Genomic DNA, 13,622 nt, shown 5'->3' with positions numbered 1-13,622 from the left:
CATGCCCCGCTGCCCACACGACGAACACCGCACCCTGGTCGCCTTCGCCGACTGGCTGGAGGCCGACCCCGACGCCGGCTTCGTGGTCGCCACGATCCAGCCCGGCACGCCGGAGACCGGCGGCCTCACCCGGATGGGGGATGTCGGTTGCAGTCCGGTCGAGCTGCTCCTGTTCGCCTGCCGCCTCCTGGATCTCGTCTCGGACCAGCTGCGCGCCGGCCCGGCGAGCGAGGTGGACCGACGCGTGGTCGGTTCGATCGAGACGGCGCTCGCGGCCCTCGGCGTGCGCGCCACGGAGATCGCGGCATGAGCGGCTCCCTCAACCGCGCCACCCTCGTCGGCCACCTCGGCAAGGATCCCGAGACCCGCACCACCCAGCGCGGCGACAAGGTGGTCACCCTGCGCCTCGCCACCTCAGAGTCCTGGAAGGACAAGGCGACCGGGGACCGCCGCGAGGCCACCGAGTGGCACACGGTGGTGATCTTCAACGAGCCCCTCGCCCGGGTCGCCGAGCAGTACCTGAAGAAGGGCGCCAAGGCCTACGTCGAGGGCCAGCTCAAGACCCGCAAGTGGCAGGCCCAGGACGGCTCGGACCGCTACAGCACCGAGATCGTCATCGGCCAGTACGGCGGCACCCTGCTCCTGCTGGATCGTGCCGAGCGCACCGCGCCGGACGAGGGCGCCTACGGCAGCCCGCGCACCCGCGAGCCCTCCTACGCCGACGCCCGCAACGGCACAGCCCGGCCGGCGCCGCAGCGGCCCGCCGACCTCATCGATGACGACATCCCCTTCTAGGACCGGAGACCCGCGCATCCATGGCCGCCCCCTCGAAAGTCGCCGCTGCTCTCTCCGCCCCCGATCGCCTCGACCGCATCGCCCACATGGCGCGCGTGATGCGCGAGCGAAAAGCCGCCGACGGCGCCTGCACCTTCGCCCACCTCGCCGCAGCTGGGTTCTCGGAGGCGGAGATCGAGGCCTACCGCGACGACGCGCGTCAGATCCTCTCGGGCCGCCCGATACCGATCACCCTGCCTGCCGGCCGCATCGAGGGCCTCGCCCTCGTGCGGCAGGCGCAGGTGGTGCGGGCCCGCCGGGAGGCACCCGCATGCTGACCGAGCACGAGTCGGACGCCGGGATCCCGATCACGTGCGGGCTCGGCGTCTCGGCCGAACGCGGCTACGTCGTCCTGGTGCGCATCGGTGAGGAGCGCCCGGCCGGCTTGACGCCCGCCGAGGCGCTCCAGTTCGCCGACCTCTGCATCGCGCGCCACCGCGCCGTGGGCGCGATCCTCGCCGAACGCCTCCGCCACCATGCAGCGCTCGCCGCGCAGCTCAACGCCGATCCGGCCGCGTGCGCCCACCTCCCCCAACTCGCCCAGCCCGCCGCGGGGCGGGCCTGAGCTGTCCCCGCCCCTCTCCCGCCTCCGGAGACGCCCGATGGCCTCCTCTGTCTCACCATCCCTGCAGCGCACCGCCGACCTCGTCTGCGCCTACGTGACCAAGAACCCGATCCCGGCCGCCGAGCTGCCGGCCCTGATCGCGCGCGTGCACGACAGCCTCATCGCCCTCGACGCGCCGCCCGCGCCCGAACCGGCACCGCTCGTCCCGCCAGTCCCGATCCGCAAGAGCGTGACCGAGGACGCCATCATCAGCCTTGAGGACGGCAAGCCCTATCAGTCGCTGAAGCGGCATTTGACTGCCCGTGGTCTGACGCCTGCGGCCTACCGCCAGAAATGGGGCCTGCCGCCGGACTACCCGATGGTCGCGCCGGCCTATGCGGCGCGGCGCTCGGAGGCCGCCAAAGCGAACGGCCTCGGCCGGCACCGTGACGTGGCCTGACCATGACCAACCTCGTCACTGGCCGCCCCTCCTGGACCATGTGGACGGGGCGGCCGACCCTTCGCGGTCAAGTGCGTCGGCACTCGCTCGCGAACCGATCAGTCACAGGCTCGCACGTAGCGGTTCTTCAACGGATTGAAGATCATCTCGCAGTCGCCGTAGCCGCCGTAAGAACTCATGAGGTACCCACCGGCCGCGCCGCCCCAGCCGATGGGGTAGAAGCCGCCATGCCGGTGGAAGCCGCCGTGGCCCCACCCGCCATGGTGGCCGCCGAACCCGCCGGGGTGCGGTTCACCGACCGCGATCCCGCGGCCTCGGCCGAAACCGCGTCCACCGCTCCCGCCACGCGCGTCAGCACCACTCATGCCAGCGGCCAGCGTCGCGAGGGCGAGGCTCGCCATCATCATCGTCTTGATTGCTTTCATGTTTTATCTCCCAGGTTGGGAGAATTACCCTGCGCTTGGCAGCATCTCGCGACTGTGATGCGTCTCACACTCGCCGGGCGACCTGCATGACCTTCCCCATCCTCGCCGGTCTCCGCGTTCGCCTTCCCCTCGCCCCGAGCGAAAATCCCGACGAGGTCGGCGTCGTGCGCTGCGCCGACGGCCACGAGGTCTTCACCGTCAACACCGCGGGCTCCTGGCCCAACGCGACCGCTCACGCGGTGGCGGCCTTCCTGGTCGCCCGGATCAATGCTGATGCGCCCCGCACGCCGGCCGAGAGCGCCGAGGTCCTGCGCTCTGCCCTCGGGTCTATCCGGGCGATCCTGAACTCCGTCGCGGAGGAGAGCGAGGCGGCGATGGCTGCGTTCCAGGTCGCAGAGGATGCGCTGGCGGAGGTCGTGCCCCTGCAAGCGCCGGAGCCGTCCGCATGACCGCGCCGGTGCGTTTAAACTCACCCGCTCCGAAGGCTCAGGAACGGGAAACAGCCCCGCTTCCGGCGCCCCGGACCTGCCTGGAGTGCGGAGAGCCCTTCCGCCCCTCCATGCGCCACGGCGAGTTCTGCGCCCCGCCCTGCCGCCAGCGCTTCAATAACCGCCGGCTCCAGCGCGGGGCGGAGGTCTACGACCTCTGGATGGCGTTCCGCTTTCAGAGGTCTCTCGCCCGCGCCCTCAAGCTCCTCTCCTGCCTCAACCGCCTCGCTCACCTCTACCGCCAGGAGGACCTTGCGGAGCGGGCCGGGCGCTCGTCCTGGCGGGCGCCCGAGGTGGTACTGGCGGGCCGGCCGTACCTGCGGGCGGTGCGGCTGGTGCAGCGGCGGAGGGCGCGCGATGCCTAAGACCGCACCCCAAGCCTGCGTCATCCGCTTTCGCGTCGAGCCGGGCGACGTGCCGCCGGAGAAAGTGGCGCGCCGGCTGCACCTGACCCTTGCGGCTTTCGAGGCCTGCAAGACGCGACTGTTCCTGCGCGGCTTTCCACGGCCGGACCCGGACACCGGCATGTACGACCTGGAGGCCGTCGACCGCTGGCGTCACCGCCGACATCCGACCCTGTTCCCCGAATTGACCGCCGCCGACGAACCGCCGACATCTAAGGCGCCCGCAAAGAGCCTGGGAGCGATTGCGCGTGAGGCCGAGGAGCGGCGCCGGAATGGTTGACCTGCCGCGCCACGTCCGCGGCCGTCCGAATCCGACCGGGCGGATGTACTACTCCTACGAGAAATTTCGCGGCACGCCGCGGGCGTGGCCGGTGGTACCGATCCCGGACGATCCGCGGGATGACGCCTTCTGGCGCCGATGTCGGCAGTGCGAAGGGCTGAGCGCCGAGCGGCGGGGCGAGCACTGGACGTGGACTTGGACCGGCGCGACCGGGCGCGCCCATCCACTGCCGGCACCGCGTGGCGAGGGCGGGCCCGCAGCGTTCTGGACGGCTGTCGACGCGGCCGAGCGGCGCGACCGCACGGCGGACGGGAGCGAGCGCAAGACCTTCGGGGCGCTGATCGACCTCTACCTCGCTCATCCCGCCTACGCGAAGCTCTCGGAGCTGACGAAGCGCGACTATGACCGCCACCTGCGGGTGATCCGCCAGGACTGGGGCGACCATCCGGTGGCGGCGCTGACGGCCGTCGACGCGCAGGAGGCGATCGATGCGCGCGCCGCCACACCGGCCGTGGCGCGCTATTACCGATCCGTCCTCTCGAAGCTCCTGTCCTTCGGCATTCCGCGCGGCTTCTGCACGGCAAACGTCGCTAAGGGTACCGAGAAGGTCGCGCACACGGTCGAGCCGCACGTGCCCTGGACCGACTGGGCGTTCGAGGCCTTCTTCGAGCACGCCCGCCCGGGCCTTCACCTGCCGGTGTACTCCGCGCTCTACACGGGCCAGCGCTCGATCGACGTGATTCCCATGCGCCGGCCGGCGGTGGGCGCCAACGCGATCGAGATGATCGCCCGCAAGACGGGCGCCCACGTCTTCGTCCCGATCCACTCGGAGTACCGGGACATCCTCACTCACATGCACATCGACCATCCGGCGCTGCACCTGCGGGAGGATGGCCTGCCTTGGACGCTGGGGGCCTATCGCACGGCCTGGCAGCGGGACTTCACGGGCATCAATGCCAAGGGCCAGCCCACCACGGCGTCCCCGGCCAAGAGGGCGGCGATGGCACGCCTGCGCGAGGCGGGATTCGTCTTCCATGGCCTGCGCAAGAACGCCGTCAACATGCTGCTCGAGGCCGGCAACACCGAGGCCGAGGTCTCGGCGATCGTTGAGATGAGCGAGCAGATGGTGCGCCACTATGCCCGCGACGTGAACAAGCGCCGGCTTGCGGTGAACGGGATGCGCAAGCTGGAGGAGGCGTGGAAGGAGACCCGCGCCAACCTGTTCGGCACCGGCCACTCGACGCACCGCTGAGGTGGCGTTTGGACACACGTTGCCAATTCTTGGACACAGGCCGGCACTGGCCGCAGCCAGCAAAATCGACAACCCCTTGCAAAGTAAGGAGAATCTGGTGAGCGCGCTGGGACTCGAACCCAGGACCTACAGATTAAAAGTCCGTTGCTCTACCAGCTGAGCTACGCGCTCGCTTCCGCGCGGGCCCGGCGCGGGGAGCCCGGTGATCCGTGAGCGGAGCAGGCGCCGATGTAGGGGGTTGACGCCGCCGGGTCAACCGCCGAACGAGGGGCGTGACCCGCCCCGCGCCCCCGAGCGATCCCCGTCCCGACCCCGCGCCGCCCGCCGCCTGGCGCCGCTTCCTCGGCCTCGCCCTGGGCACGGCCGCCGCCGCCGGCGCGGCGGCGTTCGTGTTCATCGCCGCGATGGACCCCTACGGCCTGCGCGCCGCGCCCGGGCGCCGGCCGGGGCCGGTCATGGACCTCAACCAGCGCTTCATGTACCCGCAGATCGTGCGCGGCGGTGCCTTCGACGCCGCCGTGTTCGGCACCTCGACGGCGCGGCTCCTCGACCCCCAGGCGCTCGGGCGCGCCTTCCCGGGGCGCTTCGCCAACCTCGCCATGAACGCCGCGACGCCGTGGGAGCAGATGCAGCTCGCCCGCTTCTTCCTCGGCCGGGTGCGGGCGCGGGCGGTGATCCTCGGGCTCGACGCGAGCTGGTGCGACCCCGCGGCGGACGAGAAGCGGCTCACCTTCCGCCCCTTCCCGCCCTGGCTCTACGGCGAGGATGCGCCGTGGCGCGGCCTCCTCGCGCAGTGGAACCTCCAGAGCCTGGAGATCGCCGGCCGGGTGCTCCTGCACCGCCTCGGGCGGATGCGCGAGCGGATCCGCGGCGACGGCTACGAGGTGTTCACGCCGCCGGAAGCCACCTACGACGCGGCCCGCGCCGCCGCGCACATCCGCGCCATGGCCGCCGCCCAGCTGCCAACCGCCCCGCAACCTGCTGCTCCTGGCCGGACCTTCCCGGCCCTCGTCTGGCTCGACGGGTTCCTCGCCGCGGCCCCCTCCGACGCGCTCAAGGTGGCGGCCTTCATGCCGGCCCACGTCGCCGTCCAGCCGCGGCCGGGCTCGCCGGAGGCCGCGCAGGAGGCCGCCTGCAAGGAGGAGGTCGCGGCGATCGGCCGGCGCCACGGCGCCACGGTCGTGGATTTCCGCATCCCCTCCCCGGTCACGGCCCGGGACGCGAATTACTGGGACGCCCTGCATTACCGGCTGCCCATCGCCGAGCGGGTGCTCGACGGGCTGCGGCGGGCCGTCGCCACGGGCGCGGACGATCCCGAGGGCGTCTACCGGGTGCTCGCCCGCCCGCCCCAAGGCTGACCGGCGCGCCGCCTCCCTCATCCGACATCCGGTCGATGGCTTCGCCATCTCCCATATCGGCCATGCGGATGTCGGCTTCGCTCAGGCGCCGCGCTCAGGCGCCGCGCAGGCGCGTGATCCGGGATCCGCTTCGATCAAGCGGATCCCGGATCAGCCGCCCGCCCGGTCGCGCTCGGCGCGCGCCCAGCCCTCGCGGGTCTCGCCGACGAAATCGTCGAGCCGCCCTGCCGCGATGGCCCGGCGCAGGCCCGCCATCAGGTCCTGGTAGTAGGACAGGTTGTTCCAGGTGAGCAGCATCATGCCGAGGATCTCGCCCGCCCGCACGAGGTGGTGGAGATAGGCCTTGCTGTAGAGGTGGGCGGCCGGGCAGGCGGAATCCGGGTCGAGGGGCGCGGCGTCCTCGGCGAAGCGGGCGTTGCGCAGGTTCATGCGGCCGTGCCGGGTGTAGACCATGCCGTGCCGGCCGGCGCGGGTCGGCATCACGCAGTCGAACATGTCGATCCCGCGGCGCACCGCCTCCACGATGTCGTCGGGCGTGCCCACCCCCATCAGGTAGCGGGGCTTGGCCGCCGGCAGGTGGGGCTCCACCGCCTCGATCATCGCCAGCATGGTGCTCTGCGGCTCCCCCACCGCCAAGCCCCCGATGGCGTAGCCCTTGAGGTCGAGGCCGACCAGGGCCCGCGCGCTCTCGACGCGCAGGGCCGGGACGTCCCCGCCCTGCACGATGCCGAACAGGGCCCGCCCCGGCTGCTCGCCGAAGGCGATGCGGCAGCGCTCGGCCCAGCGCAGCGACAGGCGCATGGCGCGCTCGATCGCCGCCGGCTCGGCCGGGAGCCGCACGCACTCGTCGAGCTGCATCTGGATGTCGGAGCCGAGCAGGCCCTGGATCGCGATCGAGCGCTCGGGGGTCAGCACGTGGGCGCTGCCGTCGAGATGCGACTGGAACGTCACCCCGGTCTCGTCGAGCCTGCGCAGGCCCGACAGGGACATGACCTGGAAGCCGCCGGAATCGGTGAGGATCGGGTAGGGCCACTGCATGAAGGCGTGGAGCCCGCCGAGCCGCGCCACCCGCTCGGCGCCGGGGCGCAGCATCAGGTGGTAGGTGTTGCCGAGCACGACGTCGGCGCCGAGCGCCTTCACCTGCTCGGGATACATCGCCTTGACGGTGCCGGCCGTGCCCACCGGCATGAAGGCCGGGGTGCGGATGACGCCGCGCGGCATGCGGATCTCGCCGGTGCGGGCGGCGCCGTCGGTCGCCGCGACGGTGAAGCGGAAGCTGTCGGTCATCGGCCCTCGGCCCGGAACAGGAGGCTCGCGTCCCCGTAGGAGTAGAAGCGGTAACCCTGCGCGACGGCGTGCGCGTAGGCCGCCCGCATCGTCTCGAGCCCCGCGAAGGCGCTCACCAGCATGAACAGGGTCGAGCGCGGCAGGTGGAAATTCGTCATCAGGACGTCCACCGCCCGGAAGCGGTAGCCCGGCGTGATGAAGATGTCGGTCGCCCCCGCGAAGGGCCGGATCGTACCGTCGGGCTCGGCGGCGGATTCGAGGAGGCGCAGCGAGGTGGTGCCGACCGCCACGATCCGCCCGCCCTCGGCGCGCGCCCGGTTGAGCCGCGCCGCCGTGCCGGGCGTGATCTCGCCGATCTCGGCGTGCATGCGGTGGGCCTCGGTGTCCTGCGCCTTCACGGGCAGGAAGGTGCCGGCCCCGACATGCAGCGTGAGGCGGGCCTCGCCGATCCCGGCCGCGCCGAGCCGCGCCAGGAGGTCGGGCGTGAAGTGCAGGCCCGCGGTCGGCGCCGCCACGGCCCCGGGCTCGCGGGCGTAGACGGTCTGGTAATCGGCGGCGTCGCGGGCATCCGCCGGGCGCCGGCCGGCGATGTAGGGCGGCAGGGGCAGTTCCCCGAGCCGCGCCACCGCCTCGTCCAGGAAGGCGCCCGCGAGATCGAAGGCCAGGGTGATCTCGCCCTCCTCCCCGCGCGCCGCCACCGTCGCGTCGAGGTGGCCGAGGTCGCAGGCGCTCCCGTCCCGGCCGCTGCCGAAGCGGATGCGGTCGCCCTCGCGCAGGCGCTTGCCCGGCCGGGCGAAGGCGCGCCAGCAATCCGGCCCCTCGCGCCGGTGCAGCATCGCCTCGACGCGGACGCTCGACCCGTCCGGACGGGCGCGCAGGCCGCGCAGGCGGGCCGGGATCACCCTGGTGTCGTTGAAGACGAGGCAGTCGCCCGGCCGCAGCAGGGCGGGCAGGTCGCGCACCCGGGCCTCGGCCAGGGGGTGGCCCGGCGCGACGCGCAGCAGGCGGGCCGCGTCCCGGGGCTCGACCGGGCGCAGCGCGATCAGCGCCTCCGGCAGGTCGAAATCGAACAGATCCACGCGCATGGGGGCCAACAGCACGGATCGGCCCTGCGGATCAATGCCCGGTGGCGCGGCCGGCGCGCCCGCGCCATCTAGAGGCAGCCGCGAAGGAGGGATCCTGGCGATGTCGAACCATCCGACGCTCGATGCGGAGCTGGTGACCTGGTGGGAATGCGAGGCCGAGCGCCTGGAGGCGCTCGCCGCCTCGGCCCATTTCGGCTTCCTGCGCCGCCACTACGCCCGCAAGGCGGCCGCCGCGCGGGCGCGCGCGCAGGTGAGCCGCGTGCGGGAGGAGGCGCGCCGGGGCGCCCCGGCCGTCTCCTGAGCCTCGCCGCCGGCGCCACCGGCGCGGCGGCGATCATCCCGCCCCGCTTCCGGCGGGGGCTTAGCCCCGGCTAAGACATGTGCCGTGGCCTTCCCGGGGGAGCGCCGCTTATGAGGCCGGCGCCCCGCCCGGCCGGGGCGTCGCCGATGGAATTCGTGAGATGGAACGCGCGCAGGCCGCGGCCCTGGTGAGCACGGGGCTCGGGATCGTCGTGCTCGCCCTGAAGTTCGGCGCGTGGTGGCTCACGGGCAGCCTCGCGCTCTACTCGGACGCGCTCGAGAGCATCGTCAACGTCGTGGCGGCCGCCACCGCCTTCGTCGCCCTGCGCGTGGCCGCCCAGCCGGCCGACCAGGAACACCCCTACGGCCACCACAAGGCCGAGTACTTCTCGGCGGTGATCGAGGGGGCGCTGATCGTGGTCGCGGCGATCATGATCCTGAAGGACGCCTACGAGGCCTATCTCGCCCCGAAGGCGATCGACCTGCCCCTGCTCGGACTGGCCGTGAACGGCGCGGCGACCGTCGTCAACGCCGCCTGGGCTTGGATGCTGCTGCGCCGCGGCCGGGCGTGGCGCTCGCCGGCCCTGGTCGCGGACGGCCGCCACGTGATGTCCGACGTCGTGACCTCGGTCGGCGTGCTCGCGGGCGTCGGCCTCACCACCGCGACCGGCTGGCTCCTCCTCGACCCGGCCATCGCCGCGCTGGTCGCGCTCAACATCCTGTGGTCGGGCTGGGGGATGGTGCGGGACTCGGTCAACGGCCTGATGGACCAGGCGGCCGCCCCCGAGATGCTGGAGCAGATCCGCGGCCTGATCTCCGAGCACGGGGCGGGCGCCCTCGAGGCGCACGACGTGCGCACGCGCCACGCCGGCCAGGCGACCTTCATCGATTTCCACCTCGTCGTGCCGGGCGAGATGACGGTGGCGGAGTCGCACGCGATCTGCGACCGCCTGGAGGAGGCGATCGAGGCCGCGCTGCCCGGCGCCGTGGTGTCGATCCACGTCGAGCCGGGCGACCACGCCAAGCAGCGCGGCGTCCCGGTGCTGTAGCGGCGCACCGCCGTCCGCGCGGGCCGCGCCGGCGCCTCAGCGCGCCAGCACGCGGGCGGCGTCCTTGGTGGTCTCCACCGCCTGCGAGACGCTCTCCACCGCCTGCGAGATCGCCACGATGTTCTGCGCGAAGGCGCTCACCGCGCTTGCCGCGTCCTGCATGCTGGCGGACATGTCCCGGGTCACCGCGCTCTGCTCCTCCACGGCCGCGGCCGTGCGCACGACGTGGTCGCGCATGGTGCCGACCGAGCCCTGGATCTCCTGGAGCGCGTCGACCACCTGCTGGGACACCGACTGGATGTTGCCGATCTCGCCGGCGATCCGATCGGTGGCGCGGGAGGCTTGGTGGGCGAGGTTCTTCACCTCCTGGGCCACGACCGCGAAGCCGCGGCCGGCCTCGCCGGCGCGGGCGGACTCGATCGTCGCGTTGAGCGCCAGCAGGTTGATCTGGCTGGCGATGCTCTGGATCATGCCGACGATGCCGTTCATCGCCGCCGCCGTCGCGGTGAGCGTCTGGGTCAGCTCGCCGGCCTGCTCGGTCTGGTGGTGGGCCGCGTCGCTGGCGCCGCGGGCCCGGCTCATGCTGGCGGCGATCTCCTGGATCGACTGCGCCAGCTCGTCGGCGGCGGCGGCCACGGATTGGACGCTGCCGGAGGTCTTGCCGGCCGCCTGCCGGGCTTGGTCCGCCTGCGCGTTCGACTCTCCGACGGCGCGGTCCACGTCGACGAAGTTGCTGTCCATCAGGCGCTTCAGCTCGGTGAGCCGCGTCACCTCCGCCGTGACGTCGCTCGCGAACGTGACGATCTTCGAGACCGCCCCGTACCGGTCGAGGATCGGGTTGTAGGAGCCCTCGATCCAGACCGGCTGGCGGTTCCGGGCGAGGCGCTTGAACTGCGAGGCCTGGTACTCGCCGCGCCGCAGCCGCTCCCAGAACGCGGCGTAGTCCGGCCCCGCGGCCACCTCCGGCTCGACGAAGATGCGGTGGTGCTTGCCCCGGATCTCCTCCAGCCCGTAGCCCATCAGGGTGAGGAAATTGCCGTTGGCCGTGACGAGGGTGCCGTCCGGCCTGAACTCCGCCACCGCCTGCGAGCGGCCGATCGCGGCGATCTGGCTCGAATAGTCCAGGTTGAGCAGGCGCTCCCGCGCGTCGCTCCACTCCACGACGTAGCCCAGGCGCCGGCCCTCCCGGCACACCGGCGAGACCAGCAGATCGAAGACGCGCGTGCCGACCCGGATCGTGGCCGCGTGCGGTTCCTCAAGGGCGGCGAGCATGCGCCGCTGGTGCGACGGATCCGTGTGGAAGACGTCGATCGTGCTGCCGATCAGCGCCGCCGCATCGAAGCGCGGCAGCTCGGCCTTGATGTCGGCCTCGGCGGCCCGCATGAAATCCTGCAGCGCCGGATTCATGTAGGTGATCCTCATGTCGGCGTCGGCGATCATGACGTTGGTCCGCAGCGCCGCGAGAGCCGCACTCTCCATCCGGTTCCGGCTGGGCCTCCGGGCGTGTGTCCACATTCCAAGACACTCCATTCCTCGGCATGAAGCGAATGAAATCCTGCATCGCCCCGATGCTGCGGCTTCCGATCGCCGTGCCGAGGCATTATTGCAGCGCATCCATGAACATTCCGCTAATCCGCGCCGACTCGGAAGCTATGATCCTGTTATGAATTAAATATCAATCCACGGCGGGTGATACTGTCTGTTTTATCAATGCATAGAATTGAGGCATCATGCAGGAAATTGCATCCTGGTTCGACGGATCTGTCCGCGGCGGAGCGACCGCGATCCGGCGATGAGATGCACTTCCCTTAGGGAATGCGGCGCGCGGCCTAGCGCGGCCGCGCGGGCCGGCGGGATCGTGCCGACGCACCGGGCCGCCGCCCCTCTTGCTTCGCCGACCCGTGCCGATGGCGCGACGACGGGTCGAGAACGAAGCCCGGCGGTCGTGAGCCGTGACCGCCGGGATCAGACCCGCCGCACGGCCCCCTGCGCCGCGCTGGTGGTGAGGAGCGCGTAGGCGCGCAGGGCCCGCCGAGACCTTGCGGCGGCGCGGCGGGCTGCCAGCCGCGCGCCTCCTGGGCGGCGCGCCGCCGCTCCAGCTCGGCCTCGTCGACCGCGAGGTGGATGCGCCGCGCGGGGATGTCGATCTCGATGCGGTCGCCCTGCCGGACGAGGCCGATCAGGCCGCCCTCGGCCGCCTCCGGCGAGACGTGGCCGATCGAGAGGCCGGAGGAGCCGCCGGAGAAGCGCCCGTCGGTCACCAGCGCGCAGGATGTGCCCAGTCCCTTCGCCTTCAGGTAGCTCGTCGGGCAGAGCATCTCCTGCATGCCGGGCCCGCCGCGCGGCCCCTCGTAGCGGATCAGCACCACCTCGCCGGGCCGCACCCGGCCGCCCAGGATGCCCTCCACGGCGTCCTGGCTCTCGAAGACGTGGGCCGGGCCGGAGAAGCGCAGGAGGCCGGCATCGACGCCCGCGGTCTTCACGATGCAGCCGTCGCGGGCGAGGTTGCCGGAGAGCACCGCGAGGCCGCCATCCTGGGCGTAGGCGTGGGCCGCGTCGCGCACGACGCCCGCCTCCCGGTCGAGGTCGAGGGCCTCGGCGCGCGCCTCCTGGCTGAAGGCCTCCTGGGTCGGCACGCCGCCGGGCGCGGCCCGGTAGAAGGCGTGGACCGCCGGGCTGTCGCTGCGGCGCACGCCCCAGCGCGCGAGGGCGGCGGCGAGGCTCCCCGCATGGACCGATCCGGCCGTCGCGTCGATGAGCCCGGCCCGGTCGAGCTCGCCCAGGATGCCCATGATGCCGCCCGCCCGGTGCACGTCCTCCATGTGCACGTCGGGCACCGCGGGGGCGACCTTGCACAGGACCGGCACAAGCCGCGACAGGCGGTCGATGTCGCCCATGCCGAAGGCCACCCCCGCCTCGTGGGCGGCGGCGAGGAGGTGCAGCACCGTGTTGGTCGAGCCGCCCGTGGCGATGTCGAGGGTCATGGCGTTCTCGAACGCCCGCTTGTCGGCGATCGCGCGCGGCAGCACGGAGGCGTCGTCCTGCTCGTAGAAGCGCCGGGCGAGGTCGACGATCAGGTGGCCCGCCTCGACGAAGAGGCGCCGCCGGTCCGCGTGGGTCGCCAGCACCGAGCCGTTCCCGGGCAGCGCCAGGCCGAGGGCCTCGGTCAGGCAGTTCATCGAGTTCGCCGTGAACATGCCCGAGCAGGAGCCGCAGGTCGGGCAGGCCGCGCGCTCGATCACCTCCACCTCCGCCGCGGCGACGCGGTCGTCGGCGGCGGCCACCATGGCGTCGACGAGGTCGATCTTGCGGCGCTGCCCGCCGAGGACGACCTTGCCGGCCTTCATCGGGCCGCCGGAGACGAACACGGTCGGGATATCGAGGCGCAAGGCCGCCATCAGCATGCCGGGGGTGATCTTGTCGCAGTTCGAGATGCAGACCATGGCGTCGGCGCAGTGCGCGTTGACCATGTACTCCATGGAATTTGCGATCAGCTCGCGCGAGGGCAGCGAGTAGAGCATGCCGTCGTGGCCCATCGCGATGCCGTCATCGACCGCGATGGTGTTGAACTCCTTGGCCACGCCGCCCGCCTGGGCGATCTCGCGGGCGACGAGCTGGCCGAGATCCTTCAGGTGGACGTGCCCGGGCACGAACTGCGTGAAGGAATTGACCACCGCGATGATCGGCTTGCCGAAATCGGCGTCCGTCATGCCGGTGGCGCGCCAGAGGCCGCGGGCGCCGGCCATGTTGCGGCCGTGGGTGGTGGTGCGGGAACGGTAGCGGGGCATCGGTCGGTTCCGGGAGACGCGCGCCTTCTGCGCGCGGGCGCGGCCGGATTCGGCGCGCCCGGATTCAA

The 13,622-nt window shown here is 72.3% G+C and carries 16 protein-coding genes, 1 tRNA gene and 1 pseudogene; 12 read left to right on the top strand and 6 right to left on the bottom strand.

Annotated elements, in window-relative coordinates; all coding sequences use genetic code 11:
* Position 1: 1 nt before the first annotated feature.
* From MET2598_RS0114730 to MET2598_RS0114710, 5 genes are read left to right on the top strand one after another with little or no spacing between them, the layout of a single operon-like run.
* The gene (locus MET2598_RS0114730; RefSeq protein WP_018261324.1) at positions 2-310 is read left to right on the top strand and encodes a hypothetical protein; all 309 of its coding nucleotides are present in this window, start codon (positions 2-4) and stop codon (positions 308-310) included.
* Entirely contained in the window at positions 307-795 is a 489-nt protein-coding gene (ssb, locus tag MET2598_RS0114725) for a single-stranded DNA-binding protein (RefSeq protein WP_018261323.1), read from the top strand. The genes MET2598_RS0114730 and ssb overlap by 4 nt, the downstream gene beginning before the upstream one ends.
* 20 nt (positions 796-815) lie before the next feature.
* Entirely contained in the window at positions 816-1,112 is a 297-nt protein-coding gene (locus tag MET2598_RS0114720; RefSeq protein ID WP_018261322.1) for a hypothetical protein, read from the top strand.
* Complete coding sequence (locus MET2598_RS0114715) at positions 1,106-1,399, top strand: hypothetical protein (RefSeq protein WP_018261321.1); 294 nt, start codon at positions 1,106-1,108, stop codon at positions 1,397-1,399. Before MET2598_RS0114720 ends, MET2598_RS0114715 begins: the two co-directional genes overlap by 7 nt.
* Positions 1,400-1,436: 37 nt before the next feature.
* Positions 1,437-1,838, top strand: a complete 402-nt coding sequence (locus MET2598_RS0114710) for a MucR family transcriptional regulator (protein WP_018261320.1) — start codon at positions 1,437-1,439, stop codon at positions 1,836-1,838.
* A gap of 98 nt (positions 1,839-1,936) precedes the next feature.
* Here MET2598_RS0114710 and MET2598_RS0114705 read toward each other — a convergent pair whose 3' ends face one another.
* A complete protein-coding gene (locus MET2598_RS0114705) occupies positions 1,937-2,263 on the bottom strand; it encodes a hypothetical protein (protein WP_018261319.1) in 327 nt (108 codons plus the stop codon).
* A gap of 86 nt (positions 2,264-2,349) precedes the next feature.
* Between MET2598_RS0114705 and MET2598_RS0114700 the strand changes: the two genes are divergently transcribed.
* The 4 genes from MET2598_RS0114700 to MET2598_RS0114685 all read left to right on the top strand — a co-directional run bounded on the left by MET2598_RS0114700 (position 2,350) and on the right by MET2598_RS0114685 (position 4,687).
* Positions 2,350-2,712, top strand: coding sequence for a hypothetical protein (locus MET2598_RS0114700; RefSeq protein ID WP_018261318.1), 363 nt, complete (start codon positions 2,350-2,352; stop codon positions 2,710-2,712).
* A gap of 110 nt (positions 2,713-2,822) precedes the next feature.
* A complete protein-coding gene (locus tag MET2598_RS0114695) occupies positions 2,823-3,116 on the top strand; it encodes a hypothetical protein (RefSeq protein ID WP_018261317.1) in 294 nt (97 codons plus the stop codon).
* Complete coding sequence (locus MET2598_RS0114690) at positions 3,109-3,435, top strand: hypothetical protein (protein WP_018261316.1); 327 nt, start codon at positions 3,109-3,111, stop codon at positions 3,433-3,435. Before MET2598_RS0114695 ends, MET2598_RS0114690 begins: the two co-directional genes overlap by 8 nt.
* Entirely contained in the window at positions 3,428-4,687 is a 1,260-nt protein-coding gene (locus tag MET2598_RS0114685) for an integrase (protein ID WP_018261315.1), read from the top strand. The genes MET2598_RS0114690 and MET2598_RS0114685 overlap by 8 nt, the downstream gene beginning before the upstream one ends.
* A gap of 95 nt (positions 4,688-4,782) precedes the next feature.
* On the opposite strand, the gene MET2598_RS0114680 is transcribed toward MET2598_RS0114685, so the two are convergent.
* Positions 4,783-4,858, bottom strand: a tRNA-Lys gene (locus MET2598_RS0114680).
* Positions 4,859-4,959: 101 nt separating this feature from the next.
* On the opposite strand from MET2598_RS0114680, the gene MET2598_RS0114675 reads away from it, so the two are divergent.
* Positions 4,960-6,045: a hypothetical protein gene (locus tag MET2598_RS0114675; protein WP_018261314.1), complete on the top strand. Its 1,086-nt coding sequence runs from the start codon at positions 4,960-4,962 to the stop codon at positions 6,043-6,045.
* A gap of 150 nt (positions 6,046-6,195) precedes the next feature.
* Here MET2598_RS0114675 and tgt read toward each other — a convergent pair whose 3' ends face one another.
* Together tgt and queA are read right to left on the bottom strand one after the other, a co-directional pair.
* Positions 6,196-7,332 (bottom strand): tRNA guanosine(34) transglycosylase Tgt, encoded by a 1,137-nt coding sequence (gene tgt, locus MET2598_RS0114670; RefSeq protein WP_012335216.1) that lies wholly within the window; start codon positions 7,330-7,332, stop codon positions 6,196-6,198.
* Positions 7,329-8,417, bottom strand: a complete 1,089-nt coding sequence (gene queA, locus MET2598_RS0114665; RefSeq protein ID WP_018261313.1) for a tRNA preQ1(34) S-adenosylmethionine ribosyltransferase-isomerase QueA — start codon at positions 8,415-8,417, stop codon at positions 7,329-7,331. The genes tgt and queA overlap by 4 nt, the downstream gene beginning before the upstream one ends.
* A gap of 100 nt (positions 8,418-8,517) precedes the next feature.
* Between queA and MET2598_RS0114660 the strand changes: the two genes are divergently transcribed.
* Together MET2598_RS0114660 and MET2598_RS0114655 are read left to right on the top strand one after the other, a co-directional pair.
* Positions 8,518-8,718: a hypothetical protein gene (locus MET2598_RS0114660; RefSeq protein ID WP_018261312.1), complete on the top strand. Its 201-nt coding sequence runs from the start codon at positions 8,518-8,520 to the stop codon at positions 8,716-8,718.
* 160 nt (positions 8,719-8,878) lie between these two features.
* On the top strand, positions 8,879-9,766 hold the full coding sequence (locus MET2598_RS0114655; RefSeq protein WP_012335213.1) for a cation diffusion facilitator family transporter: 888 nt from the start codon (positions 8,879-8,881) through the stop codon (positions 9,764-9,766).
* A 36-nt stretch (positions 9,767-9,802) separates the two neighbouring features.
* Here the strand turns inward: MET2598_RS0114655 and MET2598_RS0114650 are convergent, their stop codons facing one another.
* On the bottom strand, positions 9,803-11,245 hold the full coding sequence (locus tag MET2598_RS0114650) for a methyl-accepting chemotaxis protein (protein WP_018261311.1): 1,443 nt from the start codon (positions 11,243-11,245) through the stop codon (positions 9,803-9,805).
* A 486-nt stretch (positions 11,246-11,731) separates the two neighbouring features.
* Positions 11,732-13,554: pseudogene (gene ilvD / locus MET2598_RS36475) on the bottom strand (dihydroxy-acid dehydratase).
* Between the last annotated feature and the right edge of the window lie 68 nt (positions 13,555-13,622).

Source organism: Methylobacterium sp. WSM2598 (assembly GCF_000379105.1).
Taxonomy (GTDB): domain Bacteria; phylum Pseudomonadota; class Alphaproteobacteria; order Rhizobiales; family Beijerinckiaceae; genus Methylobacterium.
The sequence above is the reverse complement of the archived record's forward strand: the minus strand, read 5'-3'. Positions and strand labels throughout refer to the sequence as shown.

What these genes read in the sequence shown, in the direction of transcription:
- MET2598_RS0114695 (WP_018261317.1), top strand. Translation starts at nt 2,823, where the DNA reads ATGCGCCACGGCGAGTTCTGCGCCCCGCCCTGCCGCCAGCGCTTCAAT.
- MET2598_RS0114650 (WP_018261311.1), bottom strand. Translation starts at nt 11,245, where the DNA reads ATGGAGAGTGCGGCTCTCGCGGCGCTGCGGACCAACGTCATGATCGCC.
- MET2598_RS0114655 (WP_012335213.1), top strand. Translation starts at nt 8,879, where the DNA reads ATGGAACGCGCGCAGGCCGCGGCCCTGGTGAGCACGGGGCTCGGGATC.
- MET2598_RS0114715 (WP_018261321.1), top strand. Translation starts at nt 1,106, where the DNA reads ATGCTGACCGAGCACGAGTCGGACGCCGGGATCCCGATCACGTGCGGG.
- MET2598_RS0114705 (WP_018261319.1), bottom strand. Translation starts at nt 2,263, where the DNA reads ATGAAAGCAATCAAGACGATGATGATGGCGAGCCTCGCCCTCGCGACG.
- MET2598_RS0114660 (WP_018261312.1), top strand. Translation starts at nt 8,518, where the DNA reads ATGTCGAACCATCCGACGCTCGATGCGGAGCTGGTGACCTGGTGGGAA.
- tgt (WP_012335216.1), bottom strand. Translation starts at nt 7,332, where the DNA reads ATGACCGACAGCTTCCGCTTCACCGTCGCGGCGACCGACGGCGCCGCC.
- MET2598_RS0114710 (WP_018261320.1), top strand. Translation starts at nt 1,437, where the DNA reads ATGGCCTCCTCTGTCTCACCATCCCTGCAGCGCACCGCCGACCTCGTC.
- MET2598_RS0114730 (WP_018261324.1), top strand. Translation starts at nt 2, where the DNA reads ATGCCCCGCTGCCCACACGACGAACACCGCACCCTGGTCGCCTTCGCC.
- MET2598_RS0114690 (WP_018261316.1), top strand. Translation starts at nt 3,109, where the DNA reads ATGCCTAAGACCGCACCCCAAGCCTGCGTCATCCGCTTTCGCGTCGAG.
- MET2598_RS0114685 (WP_018261315.1), top strand. Translation starts at nt 3,428, where the DNA reads ATGGTTGACCTGCCGCGCCACGTCCGCGGCCGTCCGAATCCGACCGGG.
- MET2598_RS0114700 (WP_018261318.1), top strand. Translation starts at nt 2,350, where the DNA reads ATGACCTTCCCCATCCTCGCCGGTCTCCGCGTTCGCCTTCCCCTCGCC.
- ssb (WP_018261323.1), top strand. Translation starts at nt 307, where the DNA reads ATGAGCGGCTCCCTCAACCGCGCCACCCTCGTCGGCCACCTCGGCAAG.
- MET2598_RS0114720 (WP_018261322.1), top strand. Translation starts at nt 816, where the DNA reads ATGGCCGCCCCCTCGAAAGTCGCCGCTGCTCTCTCCGCCCCCGATCGC.
- queA (WP_018261313.1), bottom strand. Translation starts at nt 8,417, where the DNA reads ATGCGCGTGGATCTGTTCGATTTCGACCTGCCGGAGGCGCTGATCGCG.